The 24747-nt window shown below is 63.2% G+C and carries 26 protein-coding genes; 16 read left to right on the forward strand and 10 right to left on the reverse strand.

Features of this window, described 5'->3' with window-relative positions; all coding sequences use genetic code 11:
* Positions 1–237: 237 nt before the first annotated feature.
* Both FYB76_RS00085 and FYB76_RS00090 read left to right on the forward strand, forming a co-directional pair.
* Complete coding sequence (locus FYB76_RS00085) at positions 238–558, forward strand: cytochrome c (RefSeq protein WP_088754067.1); 321 nt, start codon at positions 238–240, stop codon at positions 556–558.
* A 13-nt stretch (positions 559–571) separates the two neighbouring features.
* Positions 572–925 carry a cytochrome c gene (locus FYB76_RS00090; RefSeq protein WP_039787599.1) on the forward strand — a complete coding sequence of 118 codons (354 nt, stop codon included), beginning with the start codon at positions 572–574 and terminating at the stop codon, positions 923–925.
* Between the two features lie 77 nt (positions 926–1002).
* Here the strand turns inward: FYB76_RS00090 and FYB76_RS00095 are convergent, their stop codons facing one another.
* Complete coding sequence (locus FYB76_RS00095) at positions 1003–1434, reverse strand: DUF1841 family protein (RefSeq protein WP_088754068.1); 432 nt, start codon at positions 1432–1434, stop codon at positions 1003–1005.
* A gap of 213 nt (positions 1435–1647) precedes the next feature.
* Here FYB76_RS00095 and FYB76_RS00100 point away from each other — a divergent pair, with 213 nt between their 5' ends.
* Positions 1648–2889 (forward strand): branched-chain amino acid ABC transporter substrate-binding protein, encoded by a 1242-nt coding sequence (locus tag FYB76_RS00100; RefSeq protein ID WP_154132286.1) that lies wholly within the window; start codon positions 1648–1650, stop codon positions 2887–2889.
* Positions 2890–2896: 7 nt separating this feature from the next.
* On the opposite strand, the gene nth is transcribed toward FYB76_RS00100, so the two are convergent.
* The 5 genes from nth to fdxA all read right to left on the reverse strand — a co-directional run bounded on the left by nth (position 2897) and on the right by fdxA (position 7659).
* Positions 2897–3547, reverse strand: a complete 651-nt coding sequence (nth, locus tag FYB76_RS00105) for an endonuclease III (protein WP_058894916.1) — start codon at positions 3545–3547, stop codon at positions 2897–2899.
* The gene (gene rsxB / locus FYB76_RS00110; RefSeq protein ID WP_370516276.1) at positions 3544–4266 is read right to left on the reverse strand and encodes an electron transport complex subunit RsxB; all 723 of its coding nucleotides are present in this window, start codon (positions 4264–4266) and stop codon (positions 3544–3546) included. The genes nth and rsxB overlap by 4 nt, the downstream gene beginning before the upstream one ends.
* Positions 4267–4396: 130 nt before the next feature.
* The gene (locus tag FYB76_RS00115; protein WP_154132288.1) at positions 4397–5632 is read right to left on the reverse strand and encodes a polyhydroxyalkanoate depolymerase; all 1236 of its coding nucleotides are present in this window, start codon (positions 5630–5632) and stop codon (positions 4397–4399) included.
* 317 nt (positions 5633–5949) lie between these two features.
* Positions 5950–7023 carry an NAD(P)/FAD-dependent oxidoreductase gene (locus FYB76_RS00120; RefSeq protein WP_039787591.1) on the reverse strand — a complete coding sequence of 358 codons (1074 nt, stop codon included), beginning with the start codon at positions 7021–7023 and terminating at the stop codon, positions 5950–5952.
* Positions 7024–7335: 312 nt separating this feature from the next.
* The gene (fdxA, locus tag FYB76_RS00125) at positions 7336–7659 is read right to left on the reverse strand and encodes a ferredoxin FdxA (protein ID WP_039787587.1); all 324 of its coding nucleotides are present in this window, start codon (positions 7657–7659) and stop codon (positions 7336–7338) included.
* A gap of 385 nt (positions 7660–8044) precedes the next feature.
* On the opposite strand from fdxA, the gene FYB76_RS00130 reads away from it, so the two are divergent.
* The 5 genes from FYB76_RS00130 (at position 8045) to FYB76_RS00150 (ending at position 14153) form a co-directional block, all read left to right on the forward strand.
* On the forward strand, positions 8045–9298 hold the full coding sequence (locus FYB76_RS00130; RefSeq protein WP_088754072.1) for an ABC transporter substrate-binding protein: 1254 nt from the start codon (positions 8045–8047) through the stop codon (positions 9296–9298).
* Between the two features lie 194 nt (positions 9299–9492).
* Positions 9493–10668 (forward strand): nicotinate phosphoribosyltransferase, encoded by a 1176-nt coding sequence (gene pncB / locus FYB76_RS00135; protein WP_034340811.1) that lies wholly within the window; start codon positions 9493–9495, stop codon positions 10666–10668.
* Positions 10669–10748: 80 nt separating this feature from the next.
* Complete coding sequence (locus tag FYB76_RS00140; protein ID WP_229296834.1) at positions 10749–11567, forward strand: hypothetical protein; 819 nt, start codon at positions 10749–10751, stop codon at positions 11565–11567.
* A 178-nt stretch (positions 11568–11745) separates the two neighbouring features.
* Positions 11746–13122: a sodium:proton antiporter gene (locus FYB76_RS00145; protein ID WP_195724540.1), complete on the forward strand. Its 1377-nt coding sequence runs from the start codon at positions 11746–11748 to the stop codon at positions 13120–13122.
* Between the two features lie 50 nt (positions 13123–13172).
* Entirely contained in the window at positions 13173–14153 is a 981-nt protein-coding gene (locus FYB76_RS00150) for a D-glycerate dehydrogenase (protein WP_088754075.1), read from the forward strand.
* A 125-nt stretch (positions 14154–14278) separates the two neighbouring features.
* Here FYB76_RS00150 and FYB76_RS00155 read toward each other — a convergent pair whose 3' ends face one another.
* A complete protein-coding gene (locus tag FYB76_RS00155) occupies positions 14279–14536 on the reverse strand; it encodes an acyl-CoA-binding protein (RefSeq protein WP_034340818.1) in 258 nt (85 codons plus the stop codon).
* Between the two features lie 18 nt (positions 14537–14554).
* A complete protein-coding gene (locus FYB76_RS00160; protein ID WP_088754076.1) occupies positions 14555–14911 on the reverse strand; it encodes an FKBP-type peptidyl-prolyl cis-trans isomerase in 357 nt (118 codons plus the stop codon).
* A 322-nt stretch (positions 14912–15233) separates the two neighbouring features.
* Between FYB76_RS00160 and FYB76_RS00165 the strand changes: the two genes are divergently transcribed.
* The 5 genes from FYB76_RS00165 (at position 15234) to FYB76_RS00185 (ending at position 19909) form a co-directional block, all read left to right on the forward strand.
* Positions 15234–16226 carry a beta-propeller fold lactonase family protein gene (locus tag FYB76_RS00165; RefSeq protein WP_088754077.1) on the forward strand — a complete coding sequence of 331 codons (993 nt, stop codon included), beginning with the start codon at positions 15234–15236 and terminating at the stop codon, positions 16224–16226.
* Positions 16227–16254: 28 nt separating this feature from the next.
* Entirely contained in the window at positions 16255–17076 is an 822-nt protein-coding gene (locus tag FYB76_RS00170) for a polysaccharide deacetylase family protein (protein WP_088754078.1), read from the forward strand.
* An 81-nt stretch (positions 17077–17157) separates the two neighbouring features.
* Positions 17158–18144: a sterol desaturase family protein gene (locus FYB76_RS00175; protein WP_154132291.1), complete on the forward strand. Its 987-nt coding sequence runs from the start codon at positions 17158–17160 to the stop codon at positions 18142–18144.
* Positions 18144–18989 carry an EI24 domain-containing protein gene (locus FYB76_RS00180; protein ID WP_154132292.1) on the forward strand — a complete coding sequence of 282 codons (846 nt, stop codon included), beginning with the start codon at positions 18144–18146 and terminating at the stop codon, positions 18987–18989. Before FYB76_RS00175 ends, FYB76_RS00180 begins: the two co-directional genes overlap by 1 nt.
* A 113-nt stretch (positions 18990–19102) precedes the next feature.
* Positions 19103–19909 carry a molybdopterin-binding protein gene (locus FYB76_RS00185; protein WP_154132293.1) on the forward strand — a complete coding sequence of 269 codons (807 nt, stop codon included), beginning with the start codon at positions 19103–19105 and terminating at the stop codon, positions 19907–19909.
* Between the two features lie 75 nt (positions 19910–19984).
* Here FYB76_RS00185 and FYB76_RS00190 read toward each other — a convergent pair whose 3' ends face one another.
* Positions 19985–20548: a phasin family protein gene (locus FYB76_RS00190; protein ID WP_088754082.1), complete on the reverse strand. Its 564-nt coding sequence runs from the start codon at positions 20546–20548 to the stop codon at positions 19985–19987.
* A gap of 369 nt (positions 20549–20917) precedes the next feature.
* Here FYB76_RS00190 and FYB76_RS00195 point away from each other — a divergent pair, with 369 nt between their 5' ends.
* Entirely contained in the window at positions 20918–21844 is a 927-nt protein-coding gene (locus tag FYB76_RS00195; RefSeq protein ID WP_154132294.1) for a histone deacetylase, read from the forward strand.
* 47 nt (positions 21845–21891) lie between these two features.
* On the forward strand, positions 21892–22791 hold the full coding sequence (locus tag FYB76_RS00200; protein ID WP_088754084.1) for a DMT family transporter: 900 nt from the start codon (positions 21892–21894) through the stop codon (positions 22789–22791).
* Positions 22792–22815: 24 nt separating this feature from the next.
* On the opposite strand, the gene FYB76_RS00205 is transcribed toward FYB76_RS00200, so the two are convergent.
* Complete coding sequence (locus FYB76_RS00205; protein ID WP_154132295.1) at positions 22816–23622, reverse strand: helix-turn-helix transcriptional regulator; 807 nt, start codon at positions 23620–23622, stop codon at positions 22816–22818.
* Between the two features lie 131 nt (positions 23623–23753).
* Between FYB76_RS00205 and FYB76_RS00210 the strand changes: the two genes are divergently transcribed.
* A complete protein-coding gene (locus FYB76_RS00210; protein WP_154132296.1) occupies positions 23754–24515 on the forward strand; it encodes a class I SAM-dependent methyltransferase in 762 nt (253 codons plus the stop codon).
* Positions 24516–24747: the final 232 nt, after the last annotated feature.

Here is a 24747-nt window from a genome sequence, read left to right on the forward strand (position 1 = left end):
CGGTTTTATTGGTTAGAATCGAAATCGTTTTTTGCGCAAGGCAGGGGGAGTGGAGAGACAAGCTTGAGCCGAAACACCGGTTGAGCCATAGCAGAACAGCCAAACCTGCAATACCAGGGCAATCGAACAAGCACGATAAAGTTTGCCGCTGGCAGCAAAAGATGCGTTTCGTCGGGTGTCCGCCGCGCCGAGGTTGAGGCGGGACGGATGGCAAGTCCAATCACTTACCCTGCTCACATGAAAAAACACCTCGTGTTTCTTGCCCTGGCTGGCGTGCTCGGCAGTGCAACTGCGGCCGACATCGTCGGCAACGCCAAGGCCGCTGAAAACAAAGTCTCCATGTGCATCGGTTGCCATGGCATCCCCGGCTACAAAGCCAGCTATCCCGAGGTCTACCAGGTGCCGATGCTGGGTGGCCAGTCCGCCAAGTACATCGAGAACGCGCTGCGTGCCTACCAGAAGGGGGAGCGCAAGCATCCTTCGATGATGGGCGTGGCCGCCAGCCTGTCGGACCAGGACATCGCCGACCTGGCCGCCTACTATTCGCAGCAGAAGTAAGGGGAGCCACGAGATGAAGAAGAACCTGATTGCCCTGTCGCTGCTGGGCGCCACCGCCCTGCTGTCGCAAGCGGCCAGCGCCGCCGACGTGGCCAATGGCCGTGCGCTGGTGGAGAAGTACAACTGCGCCTCCTGCCACGGCAAGGACTACAACTCGCCCATCGATCCGGGCTACCCGAAGCTGGCCGGCCAGCATGCGGACTACCTCAAGCATGCCCTGACGGCCTACCGCCGGGGCGACACCGCCATGAATGGCCGCAACAACGCCATCATGTCCGGCCAGGCCAAGCCGCTCACGGATCGCGACATCAACGACATCGCCGCTTATCTGCACAGCCTGCCGGGGAGCCTGGTGGTGCGCAAGTAAGCTGCGCTGGTCCATTACGAGAAAAAGCCACGCCGGCAGAGAGTTGCGGCGTGGCTTTTTGTTGTGCGTGTGAAGGTTTATCCCTGCGCCCGCCGCTTGATATTCTCGATATAAGCTGCGCCATCCGGCGGCAAGCCATTGCGCTGGGCGTTCCAGATCATTTCGCCCAGGGCTTCCATGATTTCATGATGGGCATCGTGCTCCGAGCCGCGGCGCTGGGCCAGCAGCTGGAAAGCGCCACGAATGCCGGGGGGCTGGTCGATGGAGATCTGTTCCGTGATCGACAGGTGCATCGACAGATGCAGGAAGGGATTGCTCTGGCCGCGCTCGATCGAATAGTCGGCCGCCAGCGCTTCATCCACGTCGCGCAGGGCATCGTGGTATTCCGGATGCTGCAGGATCCAGTCGCGGGCGATGGCTTCCAGGGGCGTCAGCACCTGGTTGCCCTGGTGCTTGCGGTAGGCTTCGCAGAAGAAGCGGCGGACATCGTGCTGGGACGGCGTGAACATGGCGGTGCATCAATCGGGGATAAAGCGCTATTCTACGCTGGTCTGCCACGCGCTTCAGGAGGCCGGCCAAGGCCTGCGTCATGACAGGCCAAGATGAAGTAATATTCTTTCCCTACGACAAGTATCTGAATAATCCATCCAATGCAGTACCCGGCCGCATCGCCCTGGCGCGATGGGGGGAACGCAAGGCCGGGCAGCGAGAAGGAAGCATGCATGCTTTTTGGCGGAAGCCTGATCGGGCCTGTGCGCCGTCCACGGACATGGACGCGGCCGTTGCTTTGTATCGCGCTGGCCTTGCTGGGCTGCTGCGCGCAGGCCGCGCTGGCGGCTCCCTCGGCAGCGGCCAAGGCGAGCATGGCCGGCGACGAGCACGCGGGCGACGAATCGACCCTGGCCATCGGCTTTGCCGGCCCCTTGAGCGGCCCTTCCATGGGCGTGGGCCGCAGCATGCGCAATGGCGTGCAACTGGCGCTAGATGAGGCCAACCGGCGCGGTGTGATCATTGCCGGCAAGCATTACCGGCTCAAGCTGGTGTCCCAGGATGACAGGGCGGACCCCGGCACGGCGGAGTATGTTGCGCGCTACCTGATCGGCCAGCGTGTCATCGGCGTGGTCGGCCACTGGACCAGCGGCACCAGCCTGGCAGCGGCCCCGGTCTACCATGCGGCAGGCGTGATCCAGGTGACCCCTTCGGCGATGAGCCGCAAGCTCACGGCCCTGTCGTATCCGCGCATCTTCCGCACCATTCCCAACAACGAGAGCATCGGCCGCTGGTCTGCACGTTATGCCGTCGACAAGCTTGGCTTGCGTTCCGTAGTGACCATGGATGACCGCACTCCCTTCGGCCAAGGGCTGGCCGAGCAGTTCGCCCGCGAGGTGGAGGCGCAGGGGGGCAAGGTGCTGGCGCGCTACAACGTCAGCGACAAGACCTCCGACTTCAACGCCCCGCTGATGCAGGCGCGCAGCCTCAAGCCGGACCTGATCTTCTTCGGCGGGCTGGACTGGCAAGCCGGTGTGCTGGCCAAGTCCATCCGCCGCTTGAAGCTGGAGGCGCGCCTGATGACCTCGCCCGGCACACTGGGGCTGCCCTTCCTGATGCGCGCCGGTCCCGATGCCAACGGTGCGCTGGTCCTCGAACCCGGACCGCCGCAGGACAAGATGCCCGGCTGGCGGCACTTCCGCCAGCGCTACAGTGAGGCTTTCGACTCCGATATCGACCTCTATGCGGTCTTCGCCTATGAAGCGGCGCAGTCCATCCTGCTGGGCCTGCGCCAGGCTGGCAGCACCGATCCGGATGCGATTGCCCGGGCCATGCACCGTTTGCGTTTCGAGGGCGTGAGCGGACCGGTGGCCTTCAACGAGGAAGGCGATCTGCTCAACCCGACTTTTACCCTGTATGAAGTCCAGGACCAGCGCTGGGTGCCGGTCACGCGCCTGCATGGGCTGCCGCGCTAGATCCTGTTCAGACGCCCTTGGCCGGAAGTGGCGTTTTCTGCTTGAATTCGCAGAGGTCGGCGATGATGCAGTTCCAGCATTGGGGCTTGCGCGCGATGCAGGTGTAGCGGCCGTGCAGGATCAGCCAGTGGTGCGCATCCTGGCGAAATTCCGGCGCCACGAACTTGATGAGCTTGCGCTCGACTTCGTCCACATCCTTGCCCGGTGCAAGGCCGGTACGGTTGGAGACCCGGAAGATATGCGTATCCACCGCGATGGTGGGATGGCCGAAGGCCGTATTGAGGACCACGTTGGCGGTCTTGCGGCCCACGCCCGGCAAGGCTTCCAGCGCCTCGCGCGACTCCGGTACCTCGCCACCGTGTTCTTCGATGAGGATGCGGCAGGTCTCGATGACGTTCTTGGCCTTGGTGCGATACAGGCCGATGGTCTGGATGTAAGGCATGAGCTGGTCCACCCCCATGCGGTAGATGGCCTCGGGCGTATTGGCCACCGGATAGAGCTTGCGGGTAGCCTTGTTCACCGACACATCGGTAGCCTGCGCTGACAGCAGTACGGCGATCAGCAGCTCGAACGGCGTGGTGTATTCCAGTTCGGTGGTGGGCGTCGGGTTGGCCTGGCGCAGGCGCTCGAAGATCTCGCGGCGTTTGGTCGGATTCATGGCGGTGGGCTGTCGGTCTGGGGGCTGGCTTGTTCGGCTTGCAGTTTCTTCAGGCGCGCGCGCTCCATGGCGGCCTGGATGATGGCTTTCTTGCGGGCCAGTTCGGCTTGTTCTTCGGGCGTGCCGGCCGCCGCTGCTTCCACTTCCTTGAGCTTGGCAGCGGCCTTGGCGGCCAGGCGGGCATCGTTTTCTTCCTTCTCGCGCTGCAGCCGCAGGGTGCGCCAGTCATGGCGCGCGCGGGCAGCATCGGCTTGTTCCTGGCTCCAGGCCTGCCAGCCAGTACGGCCGGGCGTAGCCTCGACCATGCTGATGCAATCGACCGGGCAGGGGGCCACGCACAGGTCGCAGCCGGTGCAGAGCGATTCGATCACCGTATGCATCTGCTTGGCGGCGCCCGCAATGGCGTCGACCGGGCAGGCCTGGATGCAGAGCGTGCAGCCGATGCAGACGGCTTCATCGATCAGCGCCAGGCGGCGAGGCTGTTCGCTGCCGTTGGCCGGGTTCAGCGGGATCACCGGTTTGCCCAGCAATTGTGCCAGCCGCGCCACGCCTTCCTGGCCGCCAGGCGGGCACTGGTTATACGGGGCGCGGCCCTCGGCCATGGCCTCGGCATAGGGACGGCAGGCCGGATAGCCACACTTGGTGCACTGGGTTTGCGGCAGCAGGTCTTCGAGGCGGTCGGCCAGGGAGGCGGGGGCGGTGGTGGCGGATGGCGGCACGGCGGTCAGGCAGTTCAACGGGACAAGGGCGCTATTATCCGGCCAAACCGCCGCCAAGTCATGCCGCCGCCACAAAGCAAAACGGCACCACCGTACAGACGGGGTGCCGTTCTTGGCGCAAAGAGCAGCTTTACGCGTTGGCGCGGATGAATTCGCCGATCTTCGGACAGACGATCTCGCGCCAGCGGCGGCCCGAGAAGATGCCGTAGTGGCCCGCCTTGGGCACGGTGAAATGCTGCTTGCGTGCCTTCGGGATGCTGCTGCACAGCTCCTGCGCCGCCTGGGTCTGGCCGGAACCGGAGATGTCATCGAGCTCGCCTTCGATGGTGAAGAGCGCGACCGACTTGATGTCCTGCGGACGCACCAGCTTGCCTTCGATTTCCCAGGTGCCACGGGCCAGGTTGAAGTCCTGGAACACCACCTTGATGGTCTCCAGGTAGAACTCGGCCGGCATGTCCAGCACGGCGTTGTACTCGTCGTAGAACTTGCGGTGCTCTTCGGCCGAGGCATCGTCGCCGTCGCGCAGGTGCATGTAGAAATCCCAGTGGCTCTGGGCATGGCGGCGCGGGTTCATGGCCACGAAGCCGGCATGCTGCAGGAAGCCGGGGTAGACCTTGCGGCCGAAGCCGGGGTAATTGGCCGGCACGCTGTAGATCACCGTGTTTTCGAACCAGGAGAAGGGCTTTTCGGTCGCCAGGTCGTTGACGGCGGTGGGCGACTTGCGGGCATCGATGGGGCCGCCCATCATGGTCATGCTCTTGGGCTGCTTGGGGTCGTTGGCACTGGCCATGAGCGAAATGGCCGCCAGCACCGGCACGGTGGGCTGGCACACGGAAATGACGTGCACGTCCGGGCCCAGGGTGCGGATGAAGTCCTGCACGTAGTAGACATAATCGTGCAGGTGGAACTCACCGGCCTCGACCGGCACCATGCGGGCATCGGTCCAGTCGGTGATGAAGACGTCATGCTCCTGCAGCAGCGCGCGCACCGTCTCGCGCAGCAGGGTGGAGTGGTGGCCGGACAGGGGGGCCACCACCAGCACGGTGGGCTGCTTCAAGGCGGCGCTCTGGCGGGCCGACAGGTCCTTCTTGAAATGGATCAGGCGACAGAAGGGCTTGGTCTCGACCACTTCTTCCGTGATGCCGACCGGCTTGCCGTCAACGGGCACTTCGCCGATGTTGAAGAGGGGCTTTTCGTATTCCTTGGAGAGGCGATACAGCAACTCATAGCCGGCGGCGATGCGCTGCGAGAAAGGGGTGTGGGCGAGCGGGGAAACCGGGTCCGAGAACAGTTTGGCCGAGGTTTCGGCCCATTGCATCATGGGGTTCAGGAACGCGCGATTGAGTTCATGCAGTTGATAAAGCATAGCTGACCTTTATACAAGCACCGGCTGGCTTTCCCGTCCGGATGGATAACCCGGACCAGGTGCGCAGCAAGCATGTGCCACAAACGTTTGGCGACGATCATCGGCTGACAGAGTTCATATTGTGTTTAATCTGTCAACTTTTTCCTTGTTGCGACGCGGTAGCATAGCACGCTTTGCCTTACGCCCTGCTTGCTGGTCAGACCAGTGGCGCGGGCCCCACAGGTTTCTGCAAAAACCTTCATAAACAAAAAGCCCCCGTACCGGACGGGGGCTCTGCAGGCCGCTTGCGGCGGCACTTGGGGTCTTGCGACGTCGATTTAGTCGAAGACCGGGCTTTCCACGCCCAGGATCTTGTGCAGCTTGGGCGAGGTGGTGGTGTACTGCATGTGGATCTTCTTTTCCGGGAAGATGTAGGGCGCAGCGCCGAAGGCGGCCAGCGCGGCTTCGTGGAAGCCCGACAGGATCAGCTTCTTCTTGCCCGGATAGGTGTTGATGTCGCCCACGGCGAAGATGCCCGGGACATTGGTCTCGAACTTCTCGGTATCCATCACCTTCAGTTGCTTGCGCTCGATCTCCAGGCCCCACTCGGCGATCGGGCCCAGCTTGGGCGACAGGCCGAAGAACACCAGCAGCATGTCCAGCGGCAGGCGGCGGGTGACGCCGTCAGCGCCGGTGACCTTGACTTCGGACAGCTTGCCATCCTTGATCTCGGTGCCGGTGACCTGGCCGATGACCAGCTGCATCTCGTACTGTTCGCACAGCTCCTTCATCTTGGCCACCGAAGCCGGGGCAGCGCGGAATTCTTCGCGACGGTGCAGCAGGATCACCGATTCGGCCTTGCCCACGAAGTTCAAGGCCCAGTCCAGGGCGGAGTCGCCGCCGCCGCAGATGACGATGTTCTTGCCTTCGAACAGGGCCGGGTCCTTGACGCGGTAGAACACCTGCGAACCTTCGAATTGCTCGATGCCTTCGACCTTCAGGGTACGCGGCTGGAACGAGCCCACACCGGCGGCGATGAAGATGGTCTTCGTGATGAACTTGGTGCCGGTGGAGGTTTCGACGTCGAAACGGCCATCTTCGCGCTTGTTCACCAGGGTCACTTCCTGGCCCAGGTGGAAGGTCGGCGAGAAGGGCTCGATCTGCTTCAACAGGTTGTCGGTCAGTTCCTGGCCAGTGCAGACGGGCACGGCGGGGATGTCATAGATGGGCTTGTCCGGATACAACTCCACGCACTGGCCGCCGACTACCGGCAGCGAATCGATCACGTGCGCCTTGATTTCCAGCAGGCCGAGTTCGAACACCTGGAACAGGCCCACCGGGCCGGCGCCGATGATGACGGCATCGGCATCGATGACACCGTTGACTGCCGCAGTCTGGACATTGTTTTCCATGATTTTCTTGATATTCCTGTTTCAGTAGATCAGATCAGTAGAGCGGCTTTTCCCTCTTGCGCTGGGCGCTGGCTGGCGGCAGGGCCGCTGGCGGGGGAGAGGCCAGGTAAAAGAGATGCGAAATGCTAGCCGAGAGCGCAACAGGAGGACGAAGCAGGGGCAATTCAGCCCGGCCATGCGGCTCTCAGGGGTATTGCTGGCGGCCAAATGCAAACGGCTGCGCATCTGGCGTGGCGATGAAACTGCCGGGCTGGATGCGCAACCGCCATTGTCGACCGGGACAGGCCCGGTCCACTTGATTCTCCGCAGGAATCAGCGCTGCAGGTATTGCAGCTTGTCGGTCTTGTCCTTCCATTCCTCGGCTTCCGGCAGCGGTGCCTTGGTCTTGGTGATGGAGGGCCAGCTGCGGGACAGATCGGCGTTCAGGGCGATGTACTGCTGCTGGTCGGCCGGCACGTCTTCTTCCGCGTAGATCGCATTGACCGGGCACTCGGCCACGCAGACGGCGCAGTCGATGCACTCATCCGGGTCAATCGCGAGGAAATTGGGGCCTTCGCGGAAACAATCCACCGGGCAAACATCCACGCAATCCGTGTAGCGGCAACGGACGCAGGAATCGGTGACAACGTGGGTCATAACTGTCCTATCTGTAAAATTTCTTCAAACCGATGGCTAACTGCGCCGCAATTGATGGCAATATGGCACGGTTAAAATCATGTTGCGGCTGGTCAACCTGCGGTTGAGGTGCATTTTCCAGTTTCCTGGCATCTTGTGGACGCCTGGTGGAGGCCTGTGGAAGGCGCTGGTGATGCCGCTGCGCAACCCGCCGCAAAGCCTTGTATTTTAAGGTAATTCGATTTTTCCCACAAATGAGGCTTATACAGATTACGTATAAGTAAATAAACAAGCTCGCGATAAGCCCAGCCGCCGCCAGGGTCTTGTGGCCTGCGGTTCCAGCGCCTGGAGCCGGGCCCGCCGGCGTGGCGCGGCTTGTCGCACATCATCAGAAGGAAGTCCCGGCGTGAACGCTGCAGGCCCCCAGTCCTCCCCCCGATCCCGTCTTTCGCTGCTGCCGGCCTTGCTCGCCGCGCTGGCAGTATCCGTTTCCCTTGCGCTGCCGGTGGGCGCTGCGGCTGCCGAGCCCATCCGCATCGGCGAGATCAACAGCCAGGGGCGCGCCTCCACCGCCAGCCAGGCCTATCGCAACGGGCTGTCGCTGGCGCTGGAACAGATCAACGAGTCCGGCGGCATCCATGGCCGCCCCTTGCAGCTCATCAGCCGCGACGACTTGGGTGATGCCGACCAGGCCGCCCGCAATGCCCGGGAGCTGGTCAGCAAGGAGCACGTGGAAGTGCTGACCGGCACCATGCTCTCCGACGTGGCCCTGGCCGTGGCGCGCGAAGCCGCCCGCAGCAAGACGGTGCTGGTGGTGGGCGATGCGCTCACTGACGCCATCACCCTGGACAAGGGCAATCGCTACACCTTCCGCGTGCGTCCCTCGACCTACATGCTGGCCGCGATGCTGGCCGAGCAGGCGGCACGCATGCCGGGGCGGCGCTGGGCCATGGTGGCGCCCAACTATGAATACGGACAGAGTGCCGTGGCCAGCTTCAAGATGCTGTTGAAACAAGCCCGTCCGGATGTGGAATTCGTCAGCGACCAGTGGCCGGCCATGGGCAAGATGAAGGCCGACGAGGTGGCGCGGGCGATCCGCCAGTCGCGTCCGGATGCCATCTTCAATGCCACCTTCGGAGAAGACCTGCAAAAGTTCGTGCAGGCCGGCAATCGCCAGCAGCTGTTCAACGGTGTGCGGGTGGTGTCGATGACCTCGGCCGGGGCGCAGAGCCTGGATCCCAGCCAGAGTGAAGCGATTCGCGACTGGGTGGCCGTGGGTTACCCGTGGGACCAGATCAATACGCCCGAGCACCAGCGTTTCCTGGAAGCCTATCTGAAGAAATTCAGCGAACGTCCGCAACTCTCGGCGGTGCTGGGTTACAGCACCATGATGGCCATTGCGGGCGGCCTGAAGAAGAGCGAAGGCGGGGACGGCGAAGTGCTGCTGGAATCCCTGCGCGGCCTGCACTGGTCGTCGCCGCTGGGTGAGTTGAGCTTCCGTGCGCTGGACCAGCAATCCACGATGGGGGCCTTCATCGGCCTGGTCTCGCAGAAGGATGGCCGCAGCACCATGCGCGAATGGCGCTACCTCGACGGCACGGCCTACCTGCCGCCGCCGACCTACGTGCGCGGACGCCGTCCGGCTTCGGCGGGCAAGTAAGCCAGCCTCTCGCCGCCCGCGGTGTTGCCAAAGCCCCCTCATGGCAGGGGGCTTTGCTTTGGGCGATCTCGGTTAAGATAGCGGTCGCGACGCTTCAGGGCGTGGCCAACGCATGCAGCGGCGCGCTCCGGGGCAGCCCTCATGCACGTGGACCATCAACATGGCAGCATGCGGCATGTCCGCATCCGGACTTCATGATCATCACATCCCTACTCGATACCGACCTGTACAAATTCACGATGATGCAGGTGGTCCTGCATCACTTCCCCGGCGCCCAGGTCGAATACAAGTTCAAATGCCGCAACGAGCACATCGACCTGACCCCCTATGTCGACGAGATCCGCGCCGAGATTGCCGCATTGTGCCGCCTGCGCTTCAAGGAAGATGAACTGAATTACCTGCGCGGCCTGCGCTTCATCAAGAGCGACTTCGTCGACTTCCTCGACCTGTTCCACCTGAACGAAAAGTACATCACGGTCCAGCCCGATCCGGCCGGCAATGGCGAGATCGAGATCCAGGTGAAGGGGCCGTGGCTGCACACCATCATGTTCGAAGTGCCGGTGCTGGCCATCGTCAATGAAGTGTATTTCCGCGCCACCCAGCGTTCACCGGACCTGGAGGAGGGCAGGGCGCGTCTGCGCAAGAAGATGTCGGTCATCACTGATGATGCCGAACTGGCCGGCTGCAAGATTGCCGACTACGGCACCCGCCGCCGCTTCTCGCGCAGCTGGCATGCCGAGGTCATCGACGAGATGAAGCAGCATATGGGGGACCACTTCGCCGGCACCTCCAACGTGATGTACGCCATGCAGCATGACCTGACCCCGCTGGGCACCATGGCGCATGAATACCTGCAGGCTTGCCAGGCACTGGGCCCGCGCCTGCGTGATTCGCAGACCTTCGCCTTCGAGATGTGGGCGCGCGAGTATCGCGGCGACCTCGGCATCACGCTCTCGGACGTCTATGGCATGGATGCCTTCCTGCGCGACTACGACATGTATTTCTGCAAGCTCTTCGACGGTGCGCGCCATGATTCGGGCGATCCGTTTGAATGGGGCGAGCGCCTGATCCAGCATTACCGTGACAACCGCGTCGACCCTTCCAGCAAGGTGCTGGTGTTCTCCGACAGCCTGGACTTCGACAAGGTGCGCGCGCTTTACCTGCGCTTCAAGGATCGCGCCAAGGTGGCCTTTGGCGTCGGTACCAATCTCACCAATGACCTGGGCTACACGCCCTTGCAGGTGGTCATGAAGATGGTCCGCTGCAATGGCCAGCCGGTGGCCAAGCTGTCCGATACGCCTTCCAAGAACATGTGCGATGACCCGGCCTATGTGAACTACTTGCGCCAGGTATTCCAGATCAAGGCCTGAAGGCGGGATCAATTGATGCGCCATCGGGGAGGCAGGGCTTGAAGAAGCCGATGTTGTTCCGTCGGGTACGGACGCTGCGGTTGAGCCGCAAGATCAGCCATCGGGGCTTCCCGCGCCTGTTCATGCTGCTGCTCATCACGCTCGCCGCCAGTCTCGGATTGCTCGCCTCGGCATGGATGCTGCGGCTTGGCTGGCACAACATGGGGCTGCGCTATGGGCTGGCCTGCCTGGTGGCGTATGCGGGTTTCCTGTTGATGCTGTCGATATGGCTATGGCTGCTGCGCCGTGGCGACCGGCGCAGGGCGCTGGCCGGGACCGGGATGGCGGCCAGCGCGGGCGCGCAGTTCGCGTCAGGCGTGCAGCCGGAGCAGGACGGGCGCAACCGCCGCAATGACGGCTCCGGAATCGACGCCGGTTTCCTCGGCGATCTGCCCCTCAATGTTTCCTTCTCCAAGTCTGCGCATCAGTGGCAGGGCGGTGGGGGCAGCTTCGATGGCGGCGGGGCCGGCGCCAATGTGGATTTCGGTCCGGGCGAGATGGGCGATGGCGGTGCCGCTGGCCTGGCGGACGGCATTGACCTGGGCGAAGCACTGGGCTTGCTGGTCTTTGCGGTATCGGTGATCTCGCTCATTGCTGCCGCGCTGTATTCGGTCGTGACCTTGCTGGGCATGGCGCCCGTGCTGTTTTCCGAACTGATCTTCGATGCATTGCTGGCGGCCGGGCTGTATCGGCGCTTCGGCTACCGTACCGATCGCCACTGGCTGGAGACGGCCGTGCAGCGCACCTGGCGACCCTTCCTCGCGGTGCTTCTGCTGGTGAGCGTGAGCGGAATGCTGTTGTCCTTGGCGTGGCCCGATGCGGTCACGCTTGGTGAGGTGTGGCGCCAGCTGCGCAGTTGACGCAGGGGCATGCATACTTGAAATTTTTTCGCCTGCCCGGCTTTCGCTTCGGGCGTGCTCGCATGGCTGGTATAGTGTGGCTCCCCCTGGCCGCAGATTGTCGTGTGACGGCCACCCCTCTATTTGCCATCAGGACCTTCATTTGCAGATCAGAGCTCTCACAATTCGTCTCCCCGCAATGCTGGCATTGATGCTGCCGGCCGTTTCCCAAGCCGCCGATCTGGACGGTGCCGGGCTTTCCCTGGCCTGGGCCTTGCCGTTCGCGGGCGTTCTGCTGTCGATTGCCGTGCTGCCGCTGCTGGCGCCGGCCTTGTGGCATCACCATTTCGGCAAGATCGCCGGGGCCTGGGCGCTGGCCTTCCTGCTGCCGTTTGCGGCCCTGCACGGGTCGCATGCGGCACTGGCCATCAGCGTGCATGCGCTGGTGGCGGAATATCTTCCCTTCATCATCCTGCTGACCGCGCTCTTCACCGTGGCCGGTGGCATCTGCGTGCGCGGCAACCTGCACGGCACGCCCGCGCTCAATACCGGATTGCTGGCACTGGGTACCTTGCTGGCCAGCCTCATGGGTACGACCGGTGCGGCCATGCTGTTGATTCGTCCGCTCATCCGCGCCAATGATGATCGCAAGCACACGGTCCACGTGGTGGTGTTCTTCATCTTCCTGGTCGCCAATGCGGGTGGCTCGCTCACGCCCCTGGGCGATCCGCCGCTGTTCCTGGGCTTCCTCAAGGGTGTGGATTTCTTCTGGACCGCACGCCACCTGCTGGGGCCGATGGCTTTCCTGTGCGGTGCGCTGCTGCTGGTCTTCTATCTGCTGGATCGCCATTTTTACCTCAACCGCGAAGAGCGCCGCCCGCTCGATCCCACGCCGGACTCGGCGCTGCGCCTGGAAGGCAAGTTCAACTTCCTCCTGCTGGGCGCGGTGGTCGGTCTGGTTCTGATGAGCGGCCTGTGGAAACCGGGCGTGGCCACCGAGGTGCTGGGTACGCCGCTGGAGTGGCAGAACCTGCTGCGTGATGGCCTATTGGTGGGCGTGATCCTGCTCTCGCTGTGGCTCACGCCAGCTTCCGCACGCAGCGGCAATGACTTCGGATGGGGCCCGATGCTGGAAGTGGGCAAGCTCTTTGCGGCCATCTTCCTGACCATCGCCCCGGTGATCGCCATGCTGCGGGCGGGCGAGCAGGGCGCGTTTGCCACCGTGGTGCGCGCCGTGACCGGCCCGGACGGCAAACCGGACGATGTGATGTATTTCTGGATGACGGGCTTGCTGTCCTCGTTCCTCGACAATGCGCCGACCTACCTGGTGTTCTTCAACACCGCTTCGGGCGATGCGCGGGAACTGATGGGGCCGCTGGCCTCGACGCTGGCGGCCATCTCCGCCGGTGCCGTCTTCATGGGGGCCAACAGCTATATCGGCAATGCGCCCAACATGATGGTCAAGGCCATCGCGGAAGAGCGCGGCATCCGCATGCCCAGTTTTTTCGGCTACATGGCGTGGTCGGTGGGCATCCTGGTGCCGCTGTTCATCGTCATGAGCTTCCTGTTCTTCTGAGTGCTACCCCCGCTTTATTCCGATAACGAAACCGAGACCACGAGACCCGCATGAAACCCAAGATCTTCGTCGCCCGCGCCGTCTTCCCTGAAGTCCTGGCACGCCTGGAGCAGCATTTCGAGGTCGAATCCAACCAGGACGACCGCATCTACAGCGCCGATGAGCTGCTGGCCAAGGCCCATGGCAAGCATGGCCTCTTCACCACGCCCAGCGAGCCGGTCACGGCCGCACTCTTCGCCGCCAATCCGCAATTGAAGGCGGTCTGCAACATGGCTGTGGGCTACAACAACATCGATGTGGCCGCCGCCACCCAGGCTGGCGTCATGGCCACCAACACGCCAGACGTGCTCAATGAGACCACCGCTGACTTCGGCTGGGCCCTGATGATGGCGGCTGCGCGCCGCATCACCGAATCGGAGCACTTCCTGCGCGCCGGCAAGTGGAAGAAGTGGAGCTATGACAGTTTCGTCGGCCCCGACATCCATGGTGCCACTCTGGGCATCATCGGCATGGGCCGCATCGGCCAGGCCATTGCCCGCCGTTCGCTGGGCTTCGACATGCAGGTGCTGTACCACAACCGTTCGCGCCTGGCCCCCGAGCAGGAAGCGCGCGCCAACAACGCCCGCTATGTCAGCAAGCAAGAGCTGCTGCAACAGGCCGACCATGTCGTGCTGGTCTTGCCTTACTCGAAAGACACGCACCACACCATCGCCGCCCCCGAACTGGCGCTGATGAAGCCGACCGCCACCCTCACCAACATCGCGCGCGGCGGCATCGTCGATGATGCGGCGCTCATTGCTGCCCTGCGTGAAGGCCGTATCGCCGCCGCCGGGGTGGATGTATTCGAGAATGAACCTTCATTCAAGCCGGAATTCCTCGACTTGAGCAACGTCGTACTGACCCCGCATATCGCCAGCGCGTCCACGCCCACGCGCCTGGCCATGGCCAACTGTGCGGCGGGCAACCTGATCGCAGCGCTGTCGGGCCAGCGTCCGCCCAACCTGCTCAACCCGGACGTGGCGGCGCGCTGATCTGCCGCTACGGCGCAAGACTCAAGCCTCAAACAAAACGGGCGCACCTGAGACCAGGTGCGCCCGTTTCTTCATCCGCAGGCGGCGGGCATCCCGGGGTCCGGGAGGCTGCCGTCACGGCCGCATCAACCCTTCAGTTCATTGAAGATGTCGATGTATTCCTGCTGCGCTTCGGCTTGCGGCTTGCCCTTCAGGGCGGCCCAGGCGTCGAACTTGGCGCGGGCCACGAAGTCGGTCATGCCGGGGCGTTCGCCCTGCACGTCGCCGTTGCTGCCCTGCTTGTAGAGGCCATACATCTTCAGCAGGGTCATGTTGTCGGGACGCTCGGGCAGGCTCTTGGATTCTGCGACGGCGGCTTCGAACTGTTCTTGCAGGGTGCTCATGTCTCTCCTCCCTCGGGCTCAGACGGCCAGCAGTTCGACTTCGAAGATCAGGGTGGCATTCGGGGGGATCACGCCGCCCGCGCCACGGGCACCATAGCCCAGGCCTGCCGGGATGATCAGCTTGCGGGTACCGCCGACCTTCATGCCTTGCACGCCTTCATCCCAACCCTTGATGACATGGCCGGCGCCCAGCGGGAAGGCGAACGGGTCATTGCGGTCCTTGCTGGAATCGAACTTGCTGCCGGCGGTGCCGTCTGCATTCTGCAGCCAGCCGGTGTAATGCACGGTAACGTGGCTGCCGGCCTTGGCTTCATCGCCAGCGCCAACGTTGATTTCTTCATATTGCAGCCCGGAAGCTGTGGTGATGATGGACATCGGTTTCCTTTCGGTGAGGGGATGGGTGGCGGCCATATGGCCAGATTCCTGACCACTGCTGACCATGCGAAATGCCTTGTGGAAACATATCGCGTGACAACGGTGCTTCGGGTGCCGCAGGCGCGCTGCGACTGGGCTCCAGGCCGCCCCGGTGGCGTCATGCGACCGGATCGGCTGGCAGTGTAAACCAAAAATCTAGAAATTTTTCATATTGCGTCAGTGGGCTGTCAGCGGGATCGTTGCAGCGAGCGTTAAGAGGCGAGGACGTGCTCCAGGGCCTGCCCTGGCACGATAGATCAGGCATTTTTGAGTAAAGTTCGTCATGTTGCGTCGATTCAGCCAACTTTTATCCCTTTCCCTCCGCGCAGCATGCGTCTCGGCCGTGCTGGCCTGTGTGGCCGCCCCGGCCCATGCCAACGTGGTCGTGGTACTCAATTCCGGTGATGCTTCGGTGTCGCTGCTGGATCCGACCGGCGAGAAGGAGATCTCGACCTTCTCGGTGGGCAAGGAGCCGCACCACCTCATGGCCACCCCGGACAACAAGTCGCTGATCGTGGCCAGCGCCACCGGCAACCAGTTGCTTTTCCTCGATCCCAAGACTGGCGCCGTGCAGCGCAAGCTGCGCGACATCATCGATCCCTACCAGATCGGCTTCACTCCCGACCAGAAATGGTTCGTGGCGACCGGCCTGCGCCTGGACCGCGTCGATGTCTACAGCTATGACGGCCACGACCTGAAGCTGTCCAAGCGCATCCCGCTGGCCAAGACCCCCAGCCACATCGCCTTCGACAACGCCAGCACCACAGCCTTCATCACCCAGCAGGGCAGCGACCAGATCAGCGCCATCGACCTGGCCACCCAGCAGGTCAAGTGGACCATGCCGGTGGGCAAGCTGCCGGCCGGCATCATCATGACCCCTGACAACAAGTACCTGATGGTGGGCATCATGGGCAGCGACTACGTCGAAGTGATCGACTGGCGTACCCAGAAGATGGTCAAGAAGATCAAGACCGGTATCGGCGCCCACAACTTCCGCGGCCAGGGTGACAAGCGCTATGTGTATGTCTCCAACCGCGTGGCCAACACCATCAGCGTGGTTGACATGACCACCCTGGAAAACGTCGGCACCATCAAGGTCCCGGGCGGCCCGGATTGCATGGAAGTGACCGCCGATGGCAAGACCATGTGGGCGACCCTGCGCTGGAGCAAGAAAGTCGCCGTGATCGACCTCGACACCCGCTCGGTGACCAAGGTGATCCCGGTGGGCCGCTCGCCGCACGGCATCTACCTCAACAACCGCGCGCCGGACCTGTGATGCGCCCCCTGTCCAGGAGGGCCAGCCGGTGACGCTGCGTCCTCTCGCTCCTTCCCTGCGCGGCCTGTGCCTGTTCGCCATCCTGGCGGCCGGCCAGGCCGTTGCGCAATCTGCGGCGCCGGAAACGCCCGCCTGCAAGGGCAAGATTTACCTGACCTTCGACACCGGCAGCCAGTCACAGGCCGAGCTGATCGAACAGACCCTGCAGCGTCACCACATCAAGGCCACCTTCTTCCTCGCCAACGAGAAGACCATCCACGGCGACTATTCCCTCGATCCTGCCTGGGCACCTCTGTGGAAGCGGCTGGTCGCCGAGGGGCATGCCTTCGGTACCCATACCTTCGACCACGTCTACGTGGTGCGCGACCTGCCCGAGGGCAAGATCGAGGTGCGTCCGCAGTTTGGTGCGCAAGCCGGCAAGAAGCTGCAATGGACGCCGGCCCAGTATTGCGAGGAAATGAAGCGTGTCGACCAACGCTTCCAGCAATTGACCGGCCACAAGCTCGATCCGCTCTGGCGAGCGCCAGGCGGCCGCCTGACCCACAACCTGCTCAAGGCCGGCCAGGCCTGCGGCTATGCCCATGTGGCCTGGGCACCGGCCGGCTTCTCGGGCGATGAACTGCCCAGCGACAAATTCCCCAACGAGATGCTGTTGAAGAAATCCCTCGACGGCCTCAAGGATGGTGATATCTTCCTGGCCCATATGGGCATCTGGTCGCGCCAGGATCCGTGGGCGCCGGCCGTGCTGGAACCGCTCATCAGCGGGCTGGAGCAGAAGGGGTTCTGCTTTGCCACGCTGCGCGAGCATCCGTCCTATCATCACCTGTTCGCTGCCGGGAAGGAACACTGAACCGGCACCTCAGTCCAAGCCGGCACCGGCCCAGGGGAGGGGAGCTGCTGCCGGCATCGTCACACCGAATCAACGCTATCCATGATCCAGACCATTTCCGACCTCTTTGCCACCGTCCAGGGCTGGCTTTTCGAAACCCTGGTGCAACCGCTGGTGTTCTTCATCGGCATGGGGGAGTTCGTCGAGGAAGCCTTCACCGGCACCGAATTCGTCCTGGTGGGCATCTGCGAGCTGGTGATCCTGTACCTGGTCCTGCGCCCGCTGGAGTCCGTGATCCCGGTGCATCCCATCACCGACCCGCGCGCCCGCTGGAACGACTTCATCTACACCGTCCTGCAGCGCCTGGGCGTCATCCCCATCCTCGCCTTCCTGCTGCTTGATCCGGCGCTTTCCTACCTTTCCGAAGCGCTGCACCTGGAAGGCTGGGGCACCTTCAACCTCGACCAGGTCTGGCCGGGCGTGACCGATCGCGCGCTGGTGAGCTTCCTGCTCTACATGGTGGTGCTGGACCTGTGCGAATACATCTACCACTGGGCCCAGCACAACGTGCGCTGGATGTGGGCGCTGCACAGCCTGCACCACAGCCAGCAGAACATGAACCTGTGGAGCGACGACCGCAATCACATGCTGGACAACCTGGTGCACGACATCATCTTCGGCCTGATTGCCGTCCTGATCGGGGTGGAGCCCTCGCAATACATCCTGCTGGTGTCGCTCTCGCGCATGCTGCAAAGCCTGCAGCATGCCAACGTGCGCATCCACTTCGGCCGCCTGGGCGAATACCTGCTGGTGTCACCGCGTTTCCACCGGACCCATCACGCCATCGGCCTGGGCCATGAAAGCCGGGGCCGCAATTCTCTGGGCGGACACAATTTCGCGGTGCTGTTCCCGATCTGGGATGTGCTCTTCCGCACCGCCCACTTCAGCCAGGGCTTCGCCATGACCGGCGTGCGCGATCAATTGCCGCCGCCGGCCGGCAAGGGCCGTGATTACGGACGCGGTTTCTGGGCGCAGCAGTGGCTGGGCCTGAAGCGCCTGGTCGAATTCACCCGCAGGAAGCCCCGCTGATGCGCCTGTTCATCGCTTCCTTCGGGCGCGCCCTGCTGGCGCAATTGCATATCCGCATGCTGTGGCTGACGGTATTGCCCTTCATCGTCTCGCTCGGCTTGTGGGCCGTGTGCCTGTGGCTGGGGCTGCAACCCATCATCGACTGGCTGCAGGGATACTTCGTCTCCCACAGCATGTTCGGCGAAATCGGCGGCATGCTGGCCTGGTTCGGCATGGGCGCGCTCAAGACGGTACTGGTGCCCTTGCTGGCCATGTGGACGCTGTTGCCGCTGATGATCCTGACCGCGCTGGTGTTCGTGGGCCTGTTCACCATCCCCGCCATCGCCCGTCACATCGGCACGCGCCACTATCCCATGCTGGACAAGCGCCACGGCGGCAGTGTGGCCGGCAGCCTCTGGACCTCGCTGTGGTGCTTCGCCGTCTTCACGGTGCTGTGGCTGGCGACCATCTGGGTATTCCTGATCCCGCCGCTGGCCTTCGTCATTCATTCGCTGCTGTGGGGCTGGCTGACCTATCGCGTCATGGCCTATGACACCCTGGCCGACTACGCAAGTGCCGAAGAGCGGCGCGCCGTGCTGCACCTGCATCGTTGGCCGCTGCTGGCCGTGGGCACCATCGCCGGTGCGCTCGGCGCGGCGCCCACCTTGCTGTGGCTGGGCGGGGTGCTGTCGGTGATCCTGCTGCCGGCGCTGGCAGCGGTGGCGATCTGGCTCTACGTGGTGGTGTTCGTCTTCACCGGCTTGTGGTTCCAGTTCTACTGCCTGGAAGCGTTGCTGCGCCATCGCAGCGGCCAGGCGCCCGATGGGCCGCCGGACGCGAATGTCATCGACGTGACGCCACGTTGACGCCGGTTTGATGGCCGCTGCCCGGGACGAAGGCGGGGCAGGGCAATCCGTCCCCAGCTTGAATCGGGCATAATCGCCGCAGTGTTTCATCAACCTTTCGGGCAGACAGACTCATGGCATTCGGACTCATCATCATCGGCGACGAGATCCTCTCGGGCCGCCGCATCGACAAGCATTTCCCCAAGGTCCTGGAGCTGCTCAGCCAGCGCGGACTGCAGCTGTCCTGGGCGGAGTACCTGGGCGACGATCCCGAGCGCATCACCGCCACCTTGAAGCGCACCCTGGCCACGGGCGACGTGGTCTTCTGCACCGGCGGCATCGGCGCCACCCCTGACGACCACACCCGCCAGTGCGCCGCCGCTGCTCTGGGCGTGCCGGTGGTGCTGCATCCCGAGGCCAAGGAAAAGATCCAGGAGCGCATCGCCGACATGGCCCGCGAAGGCGGCAACACGCCCGACTTCAACGCGGCGGACAACCTGCACCGCCTCAAGATGGGCGAATTCCCGCAGGGCGCCTCCATCATCCCCAACCCCTACAACAAGATCCCCGGTTTCTGGCTCAAGAACACCAGCGGCACCGGTGCGCATTACTTTGCGCCGGGCTTCCCGGTGATGGCCTGGCCGATGTTCGAGTGGGTGCTGGAGACGCATTACGCCGACCAGTTCCACCGCCAGGCCTGGGCGGAGCGCTCCATGCTGGTGTTCGAGGCGATGGAGTCGACCCTGACCCCCCTGATGGAAGCCATCGAAGCGCAATTCCCGCTGGTGAAGGTGTTCAGCCTGCCGCACGTGGGCGACGACAAGACCCGCCGCCACATCGACCTGGGCGTCAAGGGTGACCCGGCCCAGGTGGAACCGGCTTTCGAGAAGATGCAGGAAGGACTGCGTGCGCTGCACGCCGAGTATCAGATCAGCAACTGAGGCTGCTGCTGGCGCTGGTCAAAAAAAATGCCCCGGCCAGACCGGGGCATTCATTTCTGCGGGAGAACCCGGAGATTACTTCTTGGCGGCGCGGGCCACCTTGGCACCAGCCTGGGACATCTGGTCCACGGCATTGGTCACATTGGCTTCCAGCACTTCAGCGGCTTGCTTGGCGTTCTTGGTGAACTGCTCGTAGCCGGCGCTCATGTTGCCGATAGCCGACTTGAACATCGAGATGGCCTGCTCCGAACCGGCCGGGGCGTTCTTTGCCACCTCGTCGATCATGGCCACGACCTTGCGGTTGACTTCGGCGATCTGGGCTTCGGCAGCCTTGGTCAGTTCAGCCTGGGTGCTGGAGAAGATGCCGCTCAGGTGACGGCCGTAGGCCACCGACTTTTCCAGCGTCGGCTGGGCGTGCGAGCTGGACAGGGTGAAGAATTCTTGCGGATCCTTGGCCGAGAACAGCTTTTGTGCGGCGGCCTGGCTTTCTTCCAGCGACGACTTGGCCGCCTTCAGGTTCAGGTCCACCAGTTTTTCCATGCCTTCAAAGGTCTTGCTCGCCAGCTGGCTGAACAACGCGATTTGCGCTTCAGCGTTGGCTTTGGCAGCAGCGGAAAATTGCTCGGTGTAGGTCGTCATGTTGAAACATCCTTCTCGTTGATGGGTTGATGAACAAGGCAGCGACTGTGATTGCTTACGGACCGATCAGTGTTGAAAGGTGGATCTCCGATGTAATTTCTTCTTTGAATATGATGCGATGCACAAGGCGGATTCTAGTTCAATCATGCATAAAGTCAAACGTTTCATCGTGCGGGAATCAAGAAAAGCGCTTCAAAATTGATCCAAGTCTAATCAAGCACTTAGCAAGCTTTTGGGGATTTTCCTAGCAATGATGTCAATCCGAACAAGCTTTTTGCATTGCAGCATCAAAAGCGGTTATCGATCCGGTGCGCGCAATCGTTTGCGCCCTGCAGCAAGCAATTTTGTTGCGCTGCGACAAGTCCAAAAATGACGACAGGAAAAAATGTGAAGGCCTACTACAGTGACCACTTCGTCTTGCCGCTGCCACCGGGGCACCGCTTCCCGATGGTGAAATACCGGATGATCCGGGAAGGGGCGGCGGCTGCCGTGCCGGGTCTGGATTTCCATGAGGCCCAGCCTGCCAGCGACGGCGAACTGGCCCTGGCGCATCATCCGGATTACATCGCACGTGCCAGTGCCGGCCAGTTGACGGCGGCCGAGCAGCGCGAGATCGGCTTTCCGTGGACGCCGCAGATGGTGGAGCGCTCGCGCCGCTCGTCCGGTGCCACCATCGCCGCCTGCCGCGCCGCCTTCAGTGAGGGTGTGGCGGTGAACCTGGCTGGCGGCACCCATCATGCCTATGCCGACCATGGTGCAGGTTTCTGCGTCTTCAATGACGCCGCCATTGCGGCCCGCCTGATGCAGGCCGAGCGCCGTGCCGCCCGGGTGGCCATCGTGGACCTGGATGTGCATCAGGGCAATGGCACGGCCTCCATCCTGGCGCGTGATGACTCGGTCTTCACCTTGTCTTTGCACGGGGAGAACAATTATCCCTTCGAGAAAGAGCGCAGCGATCTCGATGTGGCCCTGCCCGACGGCGTCGGCGATGCCGACTACCTGCAAGCCCTGCGTGCGGCATTGCAGGCCCTGCAGCAACGGTTCGCCCCGCAGTTGCTGATCTTCCTGGCCGGTGCCGATCCACACGAGGGCGATCGCCTGGGCAAGATGAAGCTGACCCTGGCTGGCCTGGCGGCCCGGGACGAGACCGTCTTCAACTATGCCCACGAGCATAAAATCCCGGTTGCGGTTACGATGGCGGGCGGTTACGGAAGAGATATCGAACAAACCGTGGCCGTTCATATACAAACGATAAGACTCGCCAGCCTCCACGCCGCCCGCTGGAGCGCACGATGAGATGACTCGGACGCCCTGCCTGCCAGGCGTCCGCTGATGGAAAAGAAATGATGCAATCCGCCGCCGGCATCGCCCGGCCTCGCCAGCTCCTGATGAGCCTGGTGCCTTTGTTGTTCGTCCTGATCTGGAGTACCGGCTTCATCGTGGCCAAGTTCGGCCTGCCGTATGCCCCTCCCTTGACTTTCCTGCTGCTGCGCTTCACCGGTGTGCTGGTCTTCCTGCTGCCGCTGGTGGTGCTGTTTCGCGCTCCCTGGCCGCACGGCCGTATCCGCCATGTGGCCGTGGCCGGTGTGCTGTTGCAGGCGGGCTACCTGGCCGGGGTCTGGTGCGCCATCAAGATCGGCATGCCGGCTGGCTTGTCGGCCCTGATCGTGGGACTGCAACCCATCCTGACCGCCTTTGCCGCTCCTTTGCTGGGCGAGTCGGTGAAGGGCCGGCAGTGGGTTGGCCTGGCGCTCGGCCTGTGCGGGGTGGGGCTGGTGGTGGCCAACAAGATTTCATTGATCGGCCTGTCCACCGCCAGCATCGCGCTGTGCGTCTTTGCCTTGCTGTGCATCACCGCCGGTACGCTGTACCAGAAGCGCTATTGCGCCCACTTCGATCTGCGCACAGGTACGGCCATCCAGTTCATGGCTTCCATCGTCGTGGTGCTGCCCTTTGCCGTGGCACTCGAAGGGCTGGACTGGCACTTCAGCAACGTGCACTGGACCCCGCAGTTCATCGGGGCGCTGCTTTGGTCGGTGCTGGCGCTGTCCATTGGCGCCATCTTCCTGCTGTTCGCCCTGATCCGCCGCAGCGCCGCCACCAGCGTCACCAGCCTGCTCTATCTCACCCCGCCGACCACCGCCGTGATGGCCTGGCTGATGTTTGGCGAGGCCTTCAGCCTCATCGGCGCGCTGGGCATGCTGGTGGGCGTGATCGGCGTGGCCTTCGTGGTGCGCAAGTAGTCCTGCCGGATCGCGCGGGTTGCTTCAGTCGGGCCTCGGCACGCCCGGCATCAGCGTCACCAGCTTCAGGTCCGGCCGGTTGGCGACGCGGAAATTGACCTGGCGGTAAAGCAATTCACCCGACTGGGGATGCAGGAAGCGGCGTTCGCCGCCTTCGCGCTCCACCACATCCTGCAGATGCCAGGCCCGCTGGAAGAGCGGGCTGGCTGCCGACAATTCTTCCACCAGTGCCTGCAGCTCGGGATCATCCAGCAGGCTGGCGCTATCGGCGCGGAATTCGGCCACCAGCCGCCGCGCCCGCTGTTCCCATTGCACCGTCAACGATTGCGCGGCCGCGCTGCCGAACATGAAGCGCAGCAGGTTGGGCGGCTTGTCGCGGCCATCCAGCCATCCGGCAAAGAGCTTTCTTGCGGCCGCATTCCAGGCCACGGCATTCCAGTAGCGATCCAGCAGGTAGGCCGGGGCACGGAACTGGCTGACCACCTCCAGGATTTCCGGTGCCACCACGGTCGCGGCCTGCTGCGCCGGCAACACCGGATCCTTCTTCCCTGCCAGTTCAAACAGATAGGCGCGCTTGGCGCGCGGCAGGTGCAATGCATCGGCGATGCGTGCCAGCGCCTGCGGCGAGACCGAATCCGTGCGCCCCTGCTCGATCCAGGTGTACCAGGTCACGCTGATGCCGCACAGTTGCGCCACCTCTTCGCGCCGCAGGCCCGATGTGCGGCGCCGCCCATGGGCCAGATGCGGCAGGCCGGCCTGGGCCGGTGCGGTCTGTTCGCGCTGGGATTTGAGGAAGTCGCCAAGGGCGCGGCGGGCGAGGTCGGGTTCCATGGAGGCAGGGCAGGGTGGTGGTCGGGGTAATAGTATAAATGCTTCACTTGTAACAGGATAAGGATTCGCTAGACTGGCGTTTCCTTCACAGCACTGCTGTCTTTTCCTTCATATCACCCTGGAGCCCCGCCATGCGCAGCCATCAGCAAGTCGTCACCGAACAGTTCGGCAGCACCGCCGCCGCCTACCTCACCAGCAGCGTCCACGCCCAGGGGGCCGACCTGCAGGAGCTGGCGCAGATCGCCGCCGCCATCCCTGGCGCACGGGTGCTGGACCTGGGCTGCGGTGGCGGCCATGCCAGTTTCGCCGTGGCCCCGGTGGTGGAAAAGGTGATTGCCTATGACTTGTCGGAAGACATGCTCAAAGTGGTCGCCGGCGCCGCCGCCGAGCGCGGCCTTGCCAACCTGGCAGTGCGCCAGGGCAGTGCCGACCGGCTGGATTTTCCCGATGCCAGTTTTGATCTGGTCTGCACACGCTTCTCGGCCCACCATTGGCGCCAGTTGCCACAGGCCCTGGGTGAAGTATTTCGCGTGCTCAAGCCGGGCGGGCGCTTCATCGTCATCGACACCGCGGCCCCGGCGGACGTCCTGGCCGATACCTATGTGCAGGCCATCGAACTCTTGCGTGATACTTCACATGTACGCAATGTCAGCCTGAAATCCTGGCGCAAGCTGCTGACCACGGCCGGCTTTGCCATTGCCCACGACAAGACCTGGAAGCTGCGCCTGGAATTCGATTCCTGGGTGGCCCGCATGCGCACTCCGCAAGACAACATCACCGCCATCCGCGCCCTGTGGCAGGCCGCCCCGGGCGAGGTGAAAGATTATTTCGCCCTCGACGCGGACGGCTCCTTCTCCATCGACGTGGCCATGCTGGAGGCGCGCAAGGCTTGACCTGCCCGCACCTGCGCGCGCTCCCCGAGCGCACGCGAACGCCCCGTCCCTGCCCTTGAGGGCAGCAGACGGGGCGTCAACGATATGGGACATTGCCTCGTTATCCCTTCACTTTGGATAATCGCAAAGCGAACATCTGGAGTCAGTATTGCCGTCTGTTATCGGGTTTGTGACCGAAAGCTGACAGCTAGACTGCTAAAATGCCGTCTCGTTGGCCTGGGTTTTGCTAGAG

The organism is Herbaspirillum sp. CAH-3, from assembly GCF_009668275.1.
In the GTDB taxonomy this organism is placed as follows: Bacteria; Pseudomonadota; Gammaproteobacteria; order Burkholderiales; family Burkholderiaceae_D; genus Herbaspirillum; species Herbaspirillum aquaticum.